Below are 14,661 nucleotides of genomic sequence, written 5' to 3' on the forward strand. Positions count from 1 at the left end.
CGTTTCGATAAAGTTTGATGGGTGTTTATTGTGCACTAATGATTAGGGATGAAGATATGAGATTATGGACAGCATTGTTAATACTATTGTTGGCGGGTTGCAGCAGTACTTCTCAAAATAGCGGTAATTCACTGCGCCAACCTGCGCAATTTGGCGGCGAGAGCGCAACCACAGATACCATGGCGTATCGCAACTTGGCCGCTGTTATTTACCCAAAATCTTTTGAGACAGGGGGTGTTTTCAAAGTGAAAGCAACAGGTCGTCTTGAGGGGCGGGTGTTTTTAAATACCGAGTACGATTACCGCGACCCAAGAAATATCACAATTGTGCTCTCACCTGAAATCGCTACCGAGTTTGAAAAAAAGCATGAAATGTCGCCTGAAGCTTACTTCTTGAAAAAGCGCGTTCTGGTAAAAGGGCAACTCGTTCAAGTGAAGATTTGGTTTAGTTCAAACGGTAAGCGCAGTAACAAGTACTACTACCAAACCCACATGCGCGTCGCTTCAATGGACGACATAAACCTAGTGAGTACCACGGCAGCGAATGTTGGTTAGTACTTTCCTAGCCCTTGGTGCTTCTGTACTTTGTGATTTCATTGTCTAAATACCGTGGATTACACCGTTAACTAGCATAGTGTTGAGGCAGTTCAGCGCAGAGTTTTTCCACTATGATAGTGGACACCTGTTCGCAGAAATCGAAGCCTGAATAGTCTGGATTAAAACCACTGATAAATGGCACCGCCATCATAAAATAACGTTCGCTTGGTTTGCCAGTGGCTAAAATAGGCTGGTAAGCATCGTTTATTGCAAAGCCTTTTAGTATCAAGTAGTACTCACCGTCTGCACCTATGCTGACATTGTCTCGACCAACACGCTGCTGTTTTTGCCCTTGCGCTTTCTCTTTGAAGCGTACACAAGCGGGCAGTACTGGTTCGGCCTCAAACATTGAGGTAAAGGGGAAGTCAGCCATGGGTAAATGTTTCTGCCCGGTGCAATCAACAAAAATCCGATATTGCTCTGTGACTGATTGCTTTGCACTATTTTCATAGTGATACGTAAAACAATGATCGCCTTCTATTTGCACGTTGCTGTTCGTATCAACAGAGATAACCTCAAGCGCTTTGCTTTCGTATAACGCTAAGAGTTGTACCGCCGAGGTTTGGGGAATATTGGCTATCATTAAGCCTATCAAGGGCAGTAATTTTTGCTGTAAGCGAAGTGTATCTTCGCCAGAGAGGTATTTGGCCGGATGGTTTATGGTGAAACTGAGCAAGGCAAGGACTTCTTTCCATTGCAGAGTTTGCTCATGTTTGATGGATTGCTCAGCCTGAATACATTCAATTTTAAACAGGGTAAACGGGTCGAAAGCCTTTCTCGATTCAAGTATCCAGTCGGTGAATTGCTCTAAGTTCTTATTAGCTATTTTCTGGTAGAAAGTGTTGTCACGCTTTGCAAGCACCTTCTTGAAATTATGCTCGAAGATGAAATCTAGGCTCAAAAAACCGTCGTTTTCAGCCCTATGCTCAGCGATTTGCTGTTCGCTTAGCATGCCTTCTTCAGACACTAATGGATCGTCTAAATGAAAGCGTATGTTAGGTAATAGACCATCCAGTGAGTGCATCACTATTTTAAAATCAGGCACGTCCTGTGCTCGTTTGAATTTTAGCTTCTCTTGGTCGTGATAAAAGTGCCCATTGGCTTTACTTAGAGTACGAATTGCATCAATCGCCGTCAGCGAACTGCCTTTTAACGCCACAGCGTGATTGTATTTATGTTGCAATTTAATGGGCGGGTAAGGCGAGTCAAAATAGCCAGCGACATTTCCTTCGTTCCTGCGCGGCCATGCATGACCAGTACAGATAATGACTTTATGGAATCCTTTTATCCACCCAGACACGGTATGTACATCGCTGGTTTGACTGTTTGTGCTGGGCTTGATATCTAAAACTTCACTGTTTACATGCAGATTAATATTTAGGCCATTGCTCGCACCCTTGTGTATAAGCGCGTCAAACTGAGCGTTTAGATAGTCGCCAAAGAGAAGCCTCGGGATAACATGTTTGACATGTAAATTGGCTTTATCGATGTCGTGGCGTGCGAGGTAAGCGTGACTTTGCTTACCTAACCACTGGGCTAATGTCTCATCAAATGGGGCTAATTCGTCTGAAGATATATTAGTAATGTGCTCAGCCGATGCGCCTTCTTCGCTGTATGGCATTCCTTTGCCTAAGGAAGAATTACGCTCAAAAATATCAATACTAAATCGGCTCGCCCCATGGCTTTGTTCTTGACGTAGTTCGCTGGAAAGTAATTTTTTAATAATAGTCAGAGCACTAGGGCCTCCGCCTATCAACGCAATTCGAATTTTACTCATGTGCTTGCCTCAAATCTTAAGGGGAAACATTGGTCAGAAAATATTGATGTAGCACGAGACATGCCGAAGGTTTGATTACCTAGACAGTTTTTTCCTTTATTAATCAAAGGTATAAGAAGCACTATTGGCTTCGAGAGCGGCTATAAGCACTTTAATTTTTTTAATGTGTAAAAAGCTTGAGTCGATGAGAAATTGTTACAAGCATTTTATCTTTGGAGGAGTCATTGATATTGACCGTTGTGGCTGCTACAAAGACCTTTGTATCACTTGTCTCCCGCTAAAAATTTATTGTTTATTTTAACACTTTATTTCCACACCAAATTGCACTGAATCTCCTTTTTTCCTGCACTGTGACTACGCACTTATGAGATAAGTTTATGCGATTAATGCACTTTTACATCGGAGATACTTTCATGCAGTGGACCACCCTAAATAAGCTTTTTCTCATGCTAGTGATTACGAGCACGCTTAGCGCTTGTGGGTCGTCGGAATCCTCGTCAGACAGCACGGTCAGTGACGATATAGTTCAAGATGATACGACTACAGATGACACCGCAACCGCTGCGCTAGTGGTGAATGAAATTGTGGCTTCAGCTACAGATGACGGCAATGATTGGATAGAACTTTATGCCAATTCAGATATTGCTGATTTGTCGATTTACAGCTTAGTTGATGATGATGCGGACCATGAAACCCAGGCGTTGCCTGGGGTGTCTCTAGCAGCGGGTGACTTTGTCATTATTCAAGCGATCGATGAAAGCGATACGCCCCCTGATGGCGGGTATTATGTGACCTTTAAATTGGGCGGCGATGACGCGGTTTATCTGTATGAGAGCGATACACTGATCAGCCAATTAGATTGGCAAGACGGTGAGGCCGAAGAAGGCTACAGCTATGGTCTGTATGTTGATGGCACGGGCAGTGCGCAAACCATGTTGCCCACGCAAGGCGCAGTCAATGTAGAGTTGACTGAAGATGTTGTGGTGGCAGATACGGTTGTTAACAACGACGCCCAACTGCGTATTAATGAAGTTGTTGCTAAAGACGAGAATGGTGGTTACGACTGGATAGAGTTTTATGCAGTAGGCGACGACGCTGTTTTCTTGGGAGATTATTCCGTTAGTGACGAAGGAGGGGAGTTATTCTCATTGCCTGATGTAACCATTGCGCCGGGGGAATTCTACCGAGTGTATGCCACTACCGATGAACTAGACGATTTTGCTACGGTTGACTTCAAACTGGGCTCATCTGATAAAGTCAGCTTGTTTCTTGATACAGATTTAATTGACCAACTTAGCTGGGATAGCGGCGAGGCGCTAATTGGGTTTAGTTATGGTCGATATCCAGATGGCAGCGATGCAACGGCTACCCTCGCGCCTACGCCTGTGGCAGCCAACAGCTCAGCTAGTCATGGCCCATTGGTCATCAACGAAGTCGTGGCCTCGGCCGAAGATGATGGCAATGACTGGTTTGAATTATATAACAACAGCGCTGACGCGATCTTATTGAGTGACTATCAAGTACTGGACAGCAGTGACGATATCGAACCGTTTACGTTGCCTGACATTCTATTAGCAGCGGGCGCGCGCATTGTGATCTACGCGACAGATGAAGACCCAGGCAGTGATTATGTGCCCTTTAAATTAGGCAAAGAAGATGAGCTCAGCCTAATTAAGAATAATGAAACCGTGGATTACCTCGAATGGCAGGAAAGTTATGTATCACTAGGATACAGTTATGGGCTAACAACCGACGGAGGCTGGGCAATCAACACGCTGGCTGTCACGCAAGGGACGGCCAATCAACTACCTGATATTTACGCCAAAGATGTAGTGGAATCTATTTATTTTGAAATCGACGAAGACCAGTGGCAAGACTTACTGGATAATGCCTTAGATGAAGAGTATCACCTTACATCGGTGACTTTTAAAGGCGTAACGCTGGATGAAGTCGCGATACGCACTAAGGGTAATTCAAGCCTGCAATCTGTTTACCAATCGAATAGCGAGCGCTTTAGTTTTAATATAGATGTGAATGAATACGTGAGCGGCCAGAAGCTGTTGGGCATGAAAAAGTTTGTGCTCAATAATATGTACAATGACCCATCTTATATGCGCGAGTATATAGCCTACGAATTGATGGACGAAATGGGTGTGACAGCCCCTGATCATAGCTACGTTAATGTGTATGTGAATGGCGAATTGAAAGGACTGTATTTGCTGGTGGAGTTTGTCAATGAGCAATTTCTTGCTAAGCATTTCAGTAATGCGAATGGCGATTTATACAAACCCGATGGTACAGGTAGCGATTTACAATATATCGATGACAACTTTTCGAGTTACAGCGGTGTGGAATTAAAGACTAACGAAGACAGTTCAGACAATGGCGCATTTATGGACTTCGTATATGACATGGAATACAGCGATGGATTAAGTGTGATTGACCAAGATTCTGTGCTGCGTTATTTATCCGTTAGCGTGTCGTTATCGAACCTTGATAGTTATCACGGCTCGCTGGCGCATAACTATTATATCTATGATCAAGATAACGTTTTTACTATGTTGCCTTGGGATTTAAACGAATCGTTTGGTTCTTTTAGTCAAGGATGTAACAGTGCTGATATTCGTGAATTGTATATCGATGAGCCCACTGACGGTGCCCTTGCTGATAAACCTCTAGTGGCACGTGCATTAGCGAGCAGTGATAACTTAGATATCTACCACGGTTACTTAAATCAACTCATTGATGGGCCACTCTCTAGCAGTGAGTTTGCTGAGCGGGTAGCCAATATTGACACACTGATTAGTGAACATGTGGCTAATGATCCGAGCGCTTTTTATTCATTTTCTGAATATGAGCAGAATCAGACCTCTACCGTGGGACGCTTTTACGGATTAACCTCTTTTATGAGCTATCGCACAGCGAATATGACGCAACAGTTAAATGGCAGCATTGCATCAGCTGGGGACGGTAATGGGTTTTGTAGCCGATAATTCGTTATTGGTTTGCGTTGCACGTTCTGTAACTCGGTGCACGCAGATTGCATGCACCGAGTCACCGTTTTTACTTTGCCCATGTGTTAACGCTATGCCAAGTTTGTTTTGAAGAAATCCACTGTGCGAGACCAAGCAAGCTCTGCTGCTTCAGGGCTATAGCGGCTGGTGGAGTCATTGTGAAAACCATGTTGGGTGTTTGGATAAATATGGGCGTTATAGGTGACATTATTGGCTTTAAGTGCAGCTTCATAATCAGGCCAACTCGCGTTGACGCGACTATCGTTTTCTGCAAAGTTGAGTAGAAGCGGGCCTTTGACTTGGCTGACTAAGTTGTCAGCGGCCGGGGTCCCATAAAACGGAACAGCAGCGCTAATAACGTCAGGTATTTTAGCTGCTAAAAAGTTACTGATGTAACCGCCAAAACAAAAACCTACTACGCCTATTTTATCCGTCGTTTTTTCGTGTTGCTTAATAAATTTGGCCGCTGCAATAAAGTCATTTTCAATTTTTTCACGCTCCATACTGCGCTGCATTTTTTTGCCCTCATCGTCATTTCCAGGGTAACCGCCCAGAGGGAATAATGCATCTGGGGCAAACGCAATAAACCCTTCTTTCGCTAATCTGCGTGCAACGTCTTTTATATAAGGGTTCAAGCCGCGGTTTTCATGCACCACTAGCACCGCTGGTGCGGGCTTGAGCATATCACTTGGCACCACTAAATAACCTTGGCCTGTGCCGTGTCCTTCGGGCGAATCAAATTTTTGGTAGCTGGCAGTAATCGCTTCATCGTTGAATGACACTTGCTCGGCTAAGGCGTAATTGGGGGTCAATGCACCGCTTAGCGTGCCTATGCTCAATCCCGCGACTGACAATGAAGCCAAACGCGACATAAATGTTCGTCTGTCCATGTCGCCATGGGCGTATTCGTCATACCAATCAAAGGCTTGTTGTGGGATGTGTTTAGGGTCGATATGTGACATGGATCTTCTCCGGTAGATGAGCAATGTAAGCCTGTGCCAGCCGTTATTTTGAAGCTTAACTATCTGCCCATAAGAACTACAATTCAAGCTGCATTAGAGGCAATGCTTGGGATAACTGTGTTGAAATGTAACGCCAGAGTAAGATCTATTAAAAATGAAGGAAGGATAGCTTTCTCCCTTCTGATCGGCTGTTGGTTAGTGACCAGCCTAATCCCTCTTAAGCGGGTCGTTAAGATACGAGCCCGATGCCGCGTAGGCTATGTTCGACTACGTCTTCTAACTCACTTAATGTAACGCCAGCTCTTGCCATTGAGGCCGTGCCTCTAAGTGTCGTAATGATACATAAAGCGATACTGGCTGCGCGAGTGTCTAAGCCAAGGGCGATTGCTTCTGGGTCCGTGGTGAAAATATTGATTAATTCTTCTTGAATTTTATTGCCCGCCTCAATCAACAAATTACTGGGAAGCTCAGGGATATCGCCACCGGCAATTTCAGATTGGCACAAGAATATGTAACACCCTTTTGGATCGCTCGGGGTGCATTGCTCGCTGACCACAGACACCATATAGTTTTTTATGCGCTTATCTAACGATACGCCGGCCTGATGCAGATAAACAAAGTGCGGCATGGCATTTTGTTCGATGTATCTTTGCGTCGCTTTTAAGAACAAGGCTTCTTTGTTACCGAATGTGCGATACATGCTGGGCTTATTGATCCCCATACTTTGGGTAAGTTCAGCCAAAGACGCACCAGCGTAGCCTTTCTTCCAAAAGACGCCCATAGCTGACTCAAGTGCCTTTTCATCGTCAAAAGTACGTTTACCACTCATCGCTATGAACCTCGCAAAAATGAATCTAGGGATCTATTTGACGTATGTTACCGATCGGTATAACATTAATCAACGTTACCGATCGGTACAACTTTAAATACTTTTTTAAATACTTTTTAAAGTACTTAGTACATCAACAGGAGCAAACAATGACTGATTCAATTCAAGGTAAAGTAGCACTCGTCACAGGCGCAAATCGCGGAATTGGTAAAGCAATCGTCGATTCACTTATCGAAAATGGGGCAACTAAGGTTTATTTAGCGGTACGCAACCCAGAATCAACCAAAGACATCGAAGCGCAATACGCTGGTAAAGTTGTCACATTGACTGCCGATGTAGCCGATACCGCGTCAATTCAGCGTTTGGCTACTCAAGCCAGCGACGTAGAAATTTTGGTTAATAACGCAGGTATTATGCACGTGACTTCACCTCTGGCTGAAAATGCAGAAGAGTCATTGATGGGGCAAATTAACGTGAACGTGTTTGGTTTGATGCGCGTTGCCAATGCATTCGCTGAAACACTAGAGCGCAATAAAGGCGTATTGGTTCAGTTGAATTCTATCGCATCAATCAAAACCTTTGGAGACATTGCCACTTATTGTGCATCTAAAGCAGCTGCGTATTCGATCACCCAAGGCTTAAAAGACAAGTGGGCTGATAAAGGTATTCGTGTATTAAGCGTGCACCCAGGGCCAATTGGCACAGAAATGGGGGATTCAGCAGGCTTCGAAGGTGCGCCTGATGCAACTGTAGTAGCACAAGCCATTGTTGCTGCACTTGAAAGCGGTGACTTCCACTCGTTCCCTGACCCAGTGGCGAAGCAGCTTGAAGCGGCTTACCAAAGTTATTCCGATGCGATTATCACCGGTGACTTATCTTTATAAGTGCTTAACTTAGGGCGGATATTACCCGCCTTATGCTCTTGAGCTGGGTGCAACACCCAGCTTTTTGGTTCTCTGTGAAATATTCCGTGGTAATTTTTCTCAAACTTTAATCGCGTGCTTCGCTTTCACCCTCTTCTTTAAGCCTTTCTCTCATTTCTTCTTAACGTTACCGTTAGCGTCCTTTTGGAATAGGCTAGTGAGCCTATTTTCTTTGGTCTATCTAATTGACACGGCTCTTTATAGGGCACAAGGTAAGGACGATATTAATTCCAACTCCTTTAAATTCTCGCTGAGTGGCTAATTATTCGATGGCGTTGGTATAAAGTAATTCGATGCTGATAAATAAGGGAAAAAATGAAAGTTAACCCAAGAGATTTTAAAGCACCCCAGGGGGAGTCGTGTGATTTGAGCCAGCGTCCCACCGCTGTTGCCCCTTTGTATACGTCCAAAGCGCATTATAAACAGAAGCTCAAAAAGCAAATCGGTAAAATGAGTGATTTGCAGCGCATGTTATACGCTGCTAATGAGCATTCGGTGTTGATCATTTTTCAGGCCATGGACGCAGCGGGTAAAGACAGCTCAATTCGTCATGTTATGTCGGGTATTAACCCCCAAGGTTGCCAAGTACATAGCTTCAAACACCCTAGTCAGAATGAGCTAGAGCACGATTTTTTGTGGCGTTCGAACCTAGCGTTACCGGAGCGGGGACGTATCGGGATTTTCAACCGCTCATACTATGAAGAAGTGCTAATTGCCCGTGTGCATGCTGAAATTTTGCACAGCCAACACATCCCTGATGAAGCAATGCACAAAGAGCATATATGGCGCGAACGTTTCCGCTCGATCAATGATTTAGAGCAGCACTTGACGCGAAATGGTACGCGCATCATTAAGTTCTTTTTGCACTTGTCTAAAGAAGAGCAGCGCAAGCGCTTTCTAGCCCGTATCGATAACCCAGATAAAAACTGGAAATTCAGCGATGCCGATATACAAGAGCGGGAGTTCTGGCCGCAGTATATGCACGCCTACGAAGATTGTATTGGCTCCACTACCAGCAAAGAGGCCCCCTGGTATGTGATCCCAGCGGATGACAAGCGTAACGCACGCCTGATCATCGCCAAAACCATAGTAGAAACCTTCGAATCATTGGATATGCATTACCCAGAAGTGGATGAGCAGCGCAAACAAGAATTGCAACGTATGCGCGGGTTGTTAGTGGCGCAAGCCAAATAATCCTCACCCTGGTTTGTATTGAATGGGCTGCCCCGTATTTGCATCAATCCTGTCGAGGGAGGGCCCGTCATAACTATTGTTAAGCAGCTCGACCACGGCTTCACCATACTGGCTATACCAAAAATCCCCCATGCCTTTTAAGCGCTTAATATTGGTTTGGCTAATGTCATCCATGGCATCATCGGGGGCTTTGGCTAAACCGGGTTGAGTGCGCATTTCAGCGTTAACGCGGATATAACTTCCAGGTGGTGTAATGGTTATTGCCTGATAAGCGACAACTTTTTCATCTGATAACACATCAATAATACAGCCTTTTAGCATCCATTGTAGTGCTCCCCAACTACGTGAATCAGGTCCATTTATTTTGCGTGTTTGGGTACCCGTACCAATCGACAGCACGCGTCTATTGGCATCTGGCCATAACCGGCATGCTTCGGCAATAGCACACATGGTTGGGTTGTTTGCTACTACGCCGCCATCGATTAACCATGTTTGTTCGTTATCCGGGGGGAGGTTCATGACTTGGGTGGGGAAGTAGGTTGGCCCTGCGCTTGAAGCATCAGCCACTTGATACGAAAGTAAGTTTTGAAATTCGCTACGGGTTGATTTAATTACGTGCGGGCGATGTTTCTCGACACCATAGGTTATAGCAAGTATATGCTTCCCCTCGGGCACATCTTTTATTTTTGCCTGACCGAGGGACTTTTTAAGAATGTCAGTTTTACCTTTGGCTTCATATTTAGGCGCGTTGATGCCGTCTAGTTCAAATGCGCCGCGGTTTTCGACAAAGATTTTTTTCGCATTCGCGTAGCTATACAGCTTATTAATATCTTGTATGTCCATGTCGGTGGTGGCAAGTGCTAAAGCAATAAGGCTTCCCGTACTGGTACCCGCATAAAAATCCACGCAATCCCGTAAGGATTTTTGATGTTTTTCTTGAAGGGCTTTTTCGACATGGGTTAAAAATTGCGTTGTGGCTGCGCCGCGAATACCGCCGCCATCCAGTGAAAGTATCAGCTTAGACATACTGTTCTCCTTTATTTTCGCCTAGTAGCATTGTTAATGAGTCCGTTTTAACACAAGGGAGGCACAGCAAAATGACAGTCAAAATTAACACTCCCTTTGTCTATTTAAGCATAGATGAATTTACATCAGTTGATAGCAGCAGAGGAGGCTTTTAAGAGGAGGTGCAAAGCAACAGCGCATCGCTTTGCACCTACCCGATAGAGGGTGTTGTTAACGGGTCATATCGTTAACGCGTCATTTTTCTAACGCATATTGTCTAGAGTGCTTTCGAGTGCGGCCATACCGGTAGGCAAATCTAATTTGTGACCTAAATCGATAAAGGCAGAGCCTAGTGCATGAATGGTGCGGAACAAGTTATGAGTACGGCACTGTTCACCCATTTGCCCTATGCGCACAATATTCGGCCCAAACGAGCCGGATATCTCAACTCGATAGCGGTTTGACATCGTACTTAGTACATCTTTGCCGACGATGTTTTGCGGTAAGCTGATCCCCACCACAGATGCAAGACGCGCATGTGGCTCCACGTATAATTCTAGCCCCATGCCTTCGACTGCTGCTTGCAGCGCTTTTGAACAACGTTCATGGCGGGCAAATCGCACCGGTAAGGTTTCTGTGCACACCAAACGTAGCGCTTCATGAATAGCTAAAATACCAGATACGGGCGCGGTGTAGTGATAAGACTTTTTGTACCAGAATTGGTGGCCTAGCTTGGCGTCAAGGCACCAGTGTCGCAGTTGGTCGGTGCGTGATTCAATAAAGGCCCACGCTTTCTCTGAAAAACCCACTAAGGATATGCCAGGAATACACGACAAGCCTTTTTGGCCGCCAGTGATCACAGCATCGATACCCCAATCGTCCATGTCTAATACCATCGTGCTCAGTGTGCAAACTGCATCGACAATGACCATACAGTTATGCTTTTTGGCTACGCGGCAAATCTGCTCTAGCTCGGCATTATGCACGGTATTTGAGGTTTCGCCCTGCACTATGGTCAATACGTTGGGTTGGGTACGAATGATATGCTGTTCGATGGCTTCGGCACTCGCCGCCTGACGCTCATCGATCAGGATCTTGGTCACATCAGCTTGTAAACGCCCAGCCATTTCAGCTAAGCGGCTACTAAAAAAACCGTTACAGATGCTAAGCACTTTATCGCCAGGGCGAACTAAATTCGCTACTGCCATTTCCATAGCAGCTGAACCCGGGCCTGCGACGCCTAAAATCAAGCCGTTTTCAGTTTGAAAAACATAGCGCGACATGACTTTAACTTGTTCGATAATTTGCGCCATGGTGTCGCCGAGATGGTTGATCACTATGCCATTCGCCGCCGCTACTTTGGCCGGAATAGGTACCGGACCTGCCCCCATCATCAGTAAGGGTTCATCGGGTAAAATGTTATCTAGCGAAATAATTCCTTGTGGCACACAAATCGACACTGGGTCTCCTGAGTCATTAGACTGCTTAAAAAAGTGGATCCCTAGCATATCGCCAAGCAGCAGGTAGGCATAGTGCAAAATTGAAACAAATATATTTAATCAATCGTTGGTTTTGCACTTATAAACGCCCTAGATCATTTACTCACAAATATGTGGCTAAACCGTCTGAGTATTAATGCCTTTTTACAAGTAATATCAATAATTTACATCACGTTAACCTGAAGGGCGATAAGGCTTGTGAGGGAGTATTTTTACTGTACAATGCCGCCCCTCGAAAGCATAGACTTGCTCAAAATATATCCAGTAACGAGTTTGAAACACGTTTAGACACTGGAAGAATCTAGGAGAAATTCAAGTATGCATTCCTCAACACATCGATTTTACGAAGATGTACTGGCCATCTTAAGCGGTACGGTCTTCGTTAGCTTAGGTTTAGCCATCTTTAAAGCGTTAGGTTTATTGATTGGTGGTACGGCAGGTATTGCGCTACTGCTGAGCCAATTTGTGCCGGTTAATTTTGGTTTACTGTTCTTTCTTGTGAACTTGCCGTTTTATTACATTGCGCTGAAACAGTTAGGCTGGCGTTTTACCTTGAATACCTTTGTGACCATTTCACTGGTGTCTTTGCTGGTGGAAAACATGCACTTGTTTATATCCTTGAGTGACATTCAGCCGGTTTTTGGTGCTGTTGTAGGGGGAATGCTAATTGGTATGGGCATGCTGATTTTATTCAGGCACAAATCCAGTTTAGGTGGCCTGGGTATTTTAGCGTTTTATCTACAGGGCAGCCGAGGCATTCGCGCTGGCACGTTTCAACTGGTGGTAGATAGCCTGATTGTCGTCGGGGCGTTATTCATTATGAACCCGATTTTATTGGCCATTTCATTGGCAGGCATGGTGACGACCAACGTAATACTCGCGGTGAATCATAAACCCGGGCGATATCACAGCAACTATGCAGAAACCATGGCCGAGTTAACCTCTCAAACTGCGCAAGAAGTAAAAGCAGCACAGGTTTCAGATCAACCAGCAAATAGCTGATTCATATCATCGAACGCCTTAAACTCTAAGGCATTGCCGCAAGGATCGAGTAAAAAAAGTGTGGCCTGCTCACCAGGCTGCCCTTTAAAACGCACATAGGGTTCAATCACAAAACTCACCTCAGCGGCTTGCAGTCGATGAGCTAAGTTTTGCCAATCTTTCATCTTAAGCACAACCCCGAAATGCGGCACAGGTACGGCTTTCTCATCCACCTTATTGGGTGCGGGTTGGCTCGGCATTGCTGCAACTAAATGTGTGACTAATTGATGCCCAAAGAAGTTCCAATCTATCCATTGCTCTGAAGAGCGACCTTGCTCGCAACCGAGTAATTCACCATAAAATTCTTTACTGGCGACTAAGCTGGTAACGGGTATGGCTAAATGAAAAGGCATAACTGACATGGTGTTTCCTTTTGGCTGTACGTGAGCAATGTACTAACGAAAACGCGCTGGTGAAGCGATGGCAACCGCCCAGGCATAAAAAAAGCCGCTTAAAAGCGGCTTTCAGAATATAACAATTGGCTATTACACCTCAAATGGGTGACGCAAAACGATGGTTTCGTTGCGGTCAGGGCCCGTTGAGATAATATCAATGGGTACGCCCGTTAACTCTTCTAGGCGTTTGATATAGTTTTTAGCCGCTTGTGGCAAATTATCATACTCGGTCACACCGAAAGAGTTTTCACTCCAGCCCGGCATTTCTTCATACACAGGGGTGATGAGTTCATAATCATCAGCAGCCATAGGCGGTACATCTTTTACTGTGCCATCTGCATGTTTGTAACCAGTACATATGCTTAAGGTTTCTAAGCCATCCAGTACATCTAGTTTGGTTAAGCAAAAGCCAGTAATAGAGTTAATTTGCACTGCGCGTTTCATGGCAACAGCATCGAACCAACCCGTGCGACGTTTACGCCCAGTGGTTGCGCCGAATTCATGACCTTTAATGCCCAAATGCTGGCCTACATCACAACCTAATTCCGTTGGGAATGGGCCAGAACCTACACGCGTCGTGTAAGCTTTAACAATACCTAGCACGTAGTCTAAATGTAGCGGGCCAAAGCCTGCGCCTGTTGCAACGCCACCAACAGTAGTATTGCTTGAGGTGACATAAGGGTAAGTACCGTGGTCAATATCAAGCAAGGTGCCTTGGGCGCCTTCAAACATAATTTCGTCACCGCGTTTACGGGCGCGATCCAATACGTCAGTTACATCAACCACCATGGCTTTTAATATGTCAGCCACGGCCAATGCATCCGCCAGTGTTTTCTCATAGCTTACTGGCTCAACTTTATAATAGTTGGTCAGCATAAAGTTATGATACTCAAGCACCTCTTTTAGCTTTACAGCGAAATCGGTAGGATTAAACAAGTCACCCACTCGCAAGCCACGACGAGAGACTTTGTCTTCGTATGCCGGCCCAATACCGCGACCAGTGGTGCCGATTGGCTTGTCGCCACGGGCTTTTTCACGGGCTAAATCAAGCTCGACGTGAAAGGGGAGAATAAGTGGGCAAGCCTCACTGATACGCAAGCGCTCCTTTACCGGTACGCCGCGCTCTTCAAGCATCGCGCTTTCTTTCAGCAATGCTTCAGGGCTAAGGACAACACCGTTGCCGATAACACAGGTTACGTTTTCACGTAAAATACCAGAAGGAATGAGGTGCAAAACGGTTTTTTCGCCGTCAATGACCAGTGTATGTCCTGCGTTGTGTCCACCTTGATAACGAACAACATAGGTTGCTTTATCAGTTAAAAGATCTACAACCTTACCTTTACCCTCATCACCCCATTGGGTTCCGAGTACCACTACATTTTTAGCCATGGATTAGAGAAGTGTCAGAAAATTAGGCGGGGATCCT

Annotated in this window: 12 protein-coding genes; 5 read left to right on the forward strand and 7 right to left on the reverse strand. The window is 45.2% G+C overall.

Annotated elements, in window-relative coordinates; all coding sequences use genetic code 11:
- The first annotated feature begins 56 nt into the window (after window positions 1-56).
- Complete coding sequence (locus AC0VYA_RS01015; RefSeq protein WP_011573141.1) at window positions 57-554, forward strand: hypothetical protein; 498 nt, start codon at window positions 57-59, stop codon at window positions 552-554.
- A gap of 67 nt (window positions 555-621) precedes the next feature.
- On the opposite strand, the gene AC0VYA_RS01020 is transcribed toward AC0VYA_RS01015, so the two are convergent.
- Window positions 622-2,373, reverse strand: coding sequence for an FAD/NAD(P)-binding protein (locus tag AC0VYA_RS01020; protein ID WP_475489776.1), 1,752 nt, complete (start codon window positions 2,371-2,373; stop codon window positions 622-624).
- Between the two features lie 413 nt (window positions 2,374-2,786).
- Between AC0VYA_RS01020 and AC0VYA_RS01025 the strand changes: the two genes are divergently transcribed.
- Window positions 2,787-5,366, forward strand: coding sequence for a CotH kinase family protein (locus tag AC0VYA_RS01025; RefSeq protein ID WP_475489777.1), 2,580 nt, complete (start codon window positions 2,787-2,789; stop codon window positions 5,364-5,366).
- 92 nt (window positions 5,367-5,458) lie between these two features.
- Here AC0VYA_RS01025 and AC0VYA_RS01030 read toward each other — a convergent pair whose 3' ends face one another.
- Complete coding sequence (locus tag AC0VYA_RS01030) at window positions 5,459-6,349, reverse strand: dienelactone hydrolase family protein (RefSeq protein ID WP_475489778.1); 891 nt, start codon at window positions 6,347-6,349, stop codon at window positions 5,459-5,461.
- Window positions 6,350-6,578: 229 nt separating this feature from the next.
- The gene (locus AC0VYA_RS01035; protein WP_475489779.1) at window positions 6,579-7,178 is read right to left on the reverse strand and encodes a TetR/AcrR family transcriptional regulator; all 600 of its coding nucleotides are present in this window, start codon (window positions 7,176-7,178) and stop codon (window positions 6,579-6,581) included.
- Between the two features lie 149 nt (window positions 7,179-7,327).
- Between AC0VYA_RS01035 and AC0VYA_RS01040 the strand changes: the two genes are divergently transcribed.
- Window positions 7,328-8,062 (forward strand): SDR family oxidoreductase, encoded by a 735-nt coding sequence (locus tag AC0VYA_RS01040; RefSeq protein WP_475489780.1) that lies wholly within the window; start codon window positions 7,328-7,330, stop codon window positions 8,060-8,062.
- Between the two features lie 354 nt (window positions 8,063-8,416).
- Window positions 8,417-9,295 (forward strand): ADP-polyphosphate phosphotransferase, encoded by an 879-nt coding sequence (locus AC0VYA_RS01045; RefSeq protein ID WP_475489781.1) that lies wholly within the window; start codon window positions 8,417-8,419, stop codon window positions 9,293-9,295.
- Between the two features lie 3 nt (window positions 9,296-9,298).
- Here the strand turns inward: AC0VYA_RS01045 and AC0VYA_RS01050 are convergent, their stop codons facing one another.
- Both AC0VYA_RS01050 and AC0VYA_RS01055 read right to left on the reverse strand, forming a co-directional pair.
- Entirely contained in the window at window positions 9,299-10,321 is a 1,023-nt protein-coding gene (locus AC0VYA_RS01050) for a patatin-like phospholipase family protein (protein WP_475489782.1), read from the reverse strand.
- A 242-nt stretch (window positions 10,322-10,563) separates the two neighbouring features.
- Window positions 10,564-11,760, reverse strand: coding sequence for a pyridoxal-phosphate-dependent aminotransferase family protein (locus AC0VYA_RS01055; RefSeq protein ID WP_475489783.1), 1,197 nt, complete (start codon window positions 11,758-11,760; stop codon window positions 10,564-10,566).
- A 357-nt stretch (window positions 11,761-12,117) separates the two neighbouring features.
- Between AC0VYA_RS01055 and AC0VYA_RS01060 the strand changes: the two genes are divergently transcribed.
- Window positions 12,118-12,801 (forward strand): YitT family protein, encoded by a 684-nt coding sequence (locus AC0VYA_RS01060; RefSeq protein WP_475489784.1) that lies wholly within the window; start codon window positions 12,118-12,120, stop codon window positions 12,799-12,801.
- Here the strand turns inward: AC0VYA_RS01060 and AC0VYA_RS01065 are convergent.
- The gene (locus AC0VYA_RS01065) at window positions 12,783-13,202 is read right to left on the reverse strand and encodes a VOC family protein (protein ID WP_475489785.1); all 420 of its coding nucleotides are present in this window, start codon (window positions 13,200-13,202) and stop codon (window positions 12,783-12,785) included. The two genes, AC0VYA_RS01060 and AC0VYA_RS01065, sit on opposite strands and share 19 nt — an antisense overlap.
- Before the next feature lie 123 nt (window positions 13,203-13,325).
- Entirely contained in the window at window positions 13,326-14,624 is a 1,299-nt protein-coding gene (locus tag AC0VYA_RS01070) for an adenylosuccinate synthase (protein ID WP_011573151.1), read from the reverse strand.
- Window positions 14,625-14,661 lie beyond the last annotated feature (37 nt).

The sequence above is a fragment of the Paraglaciecola sp. QJM3NY_14 genome, from assembly GCF_056173245.1.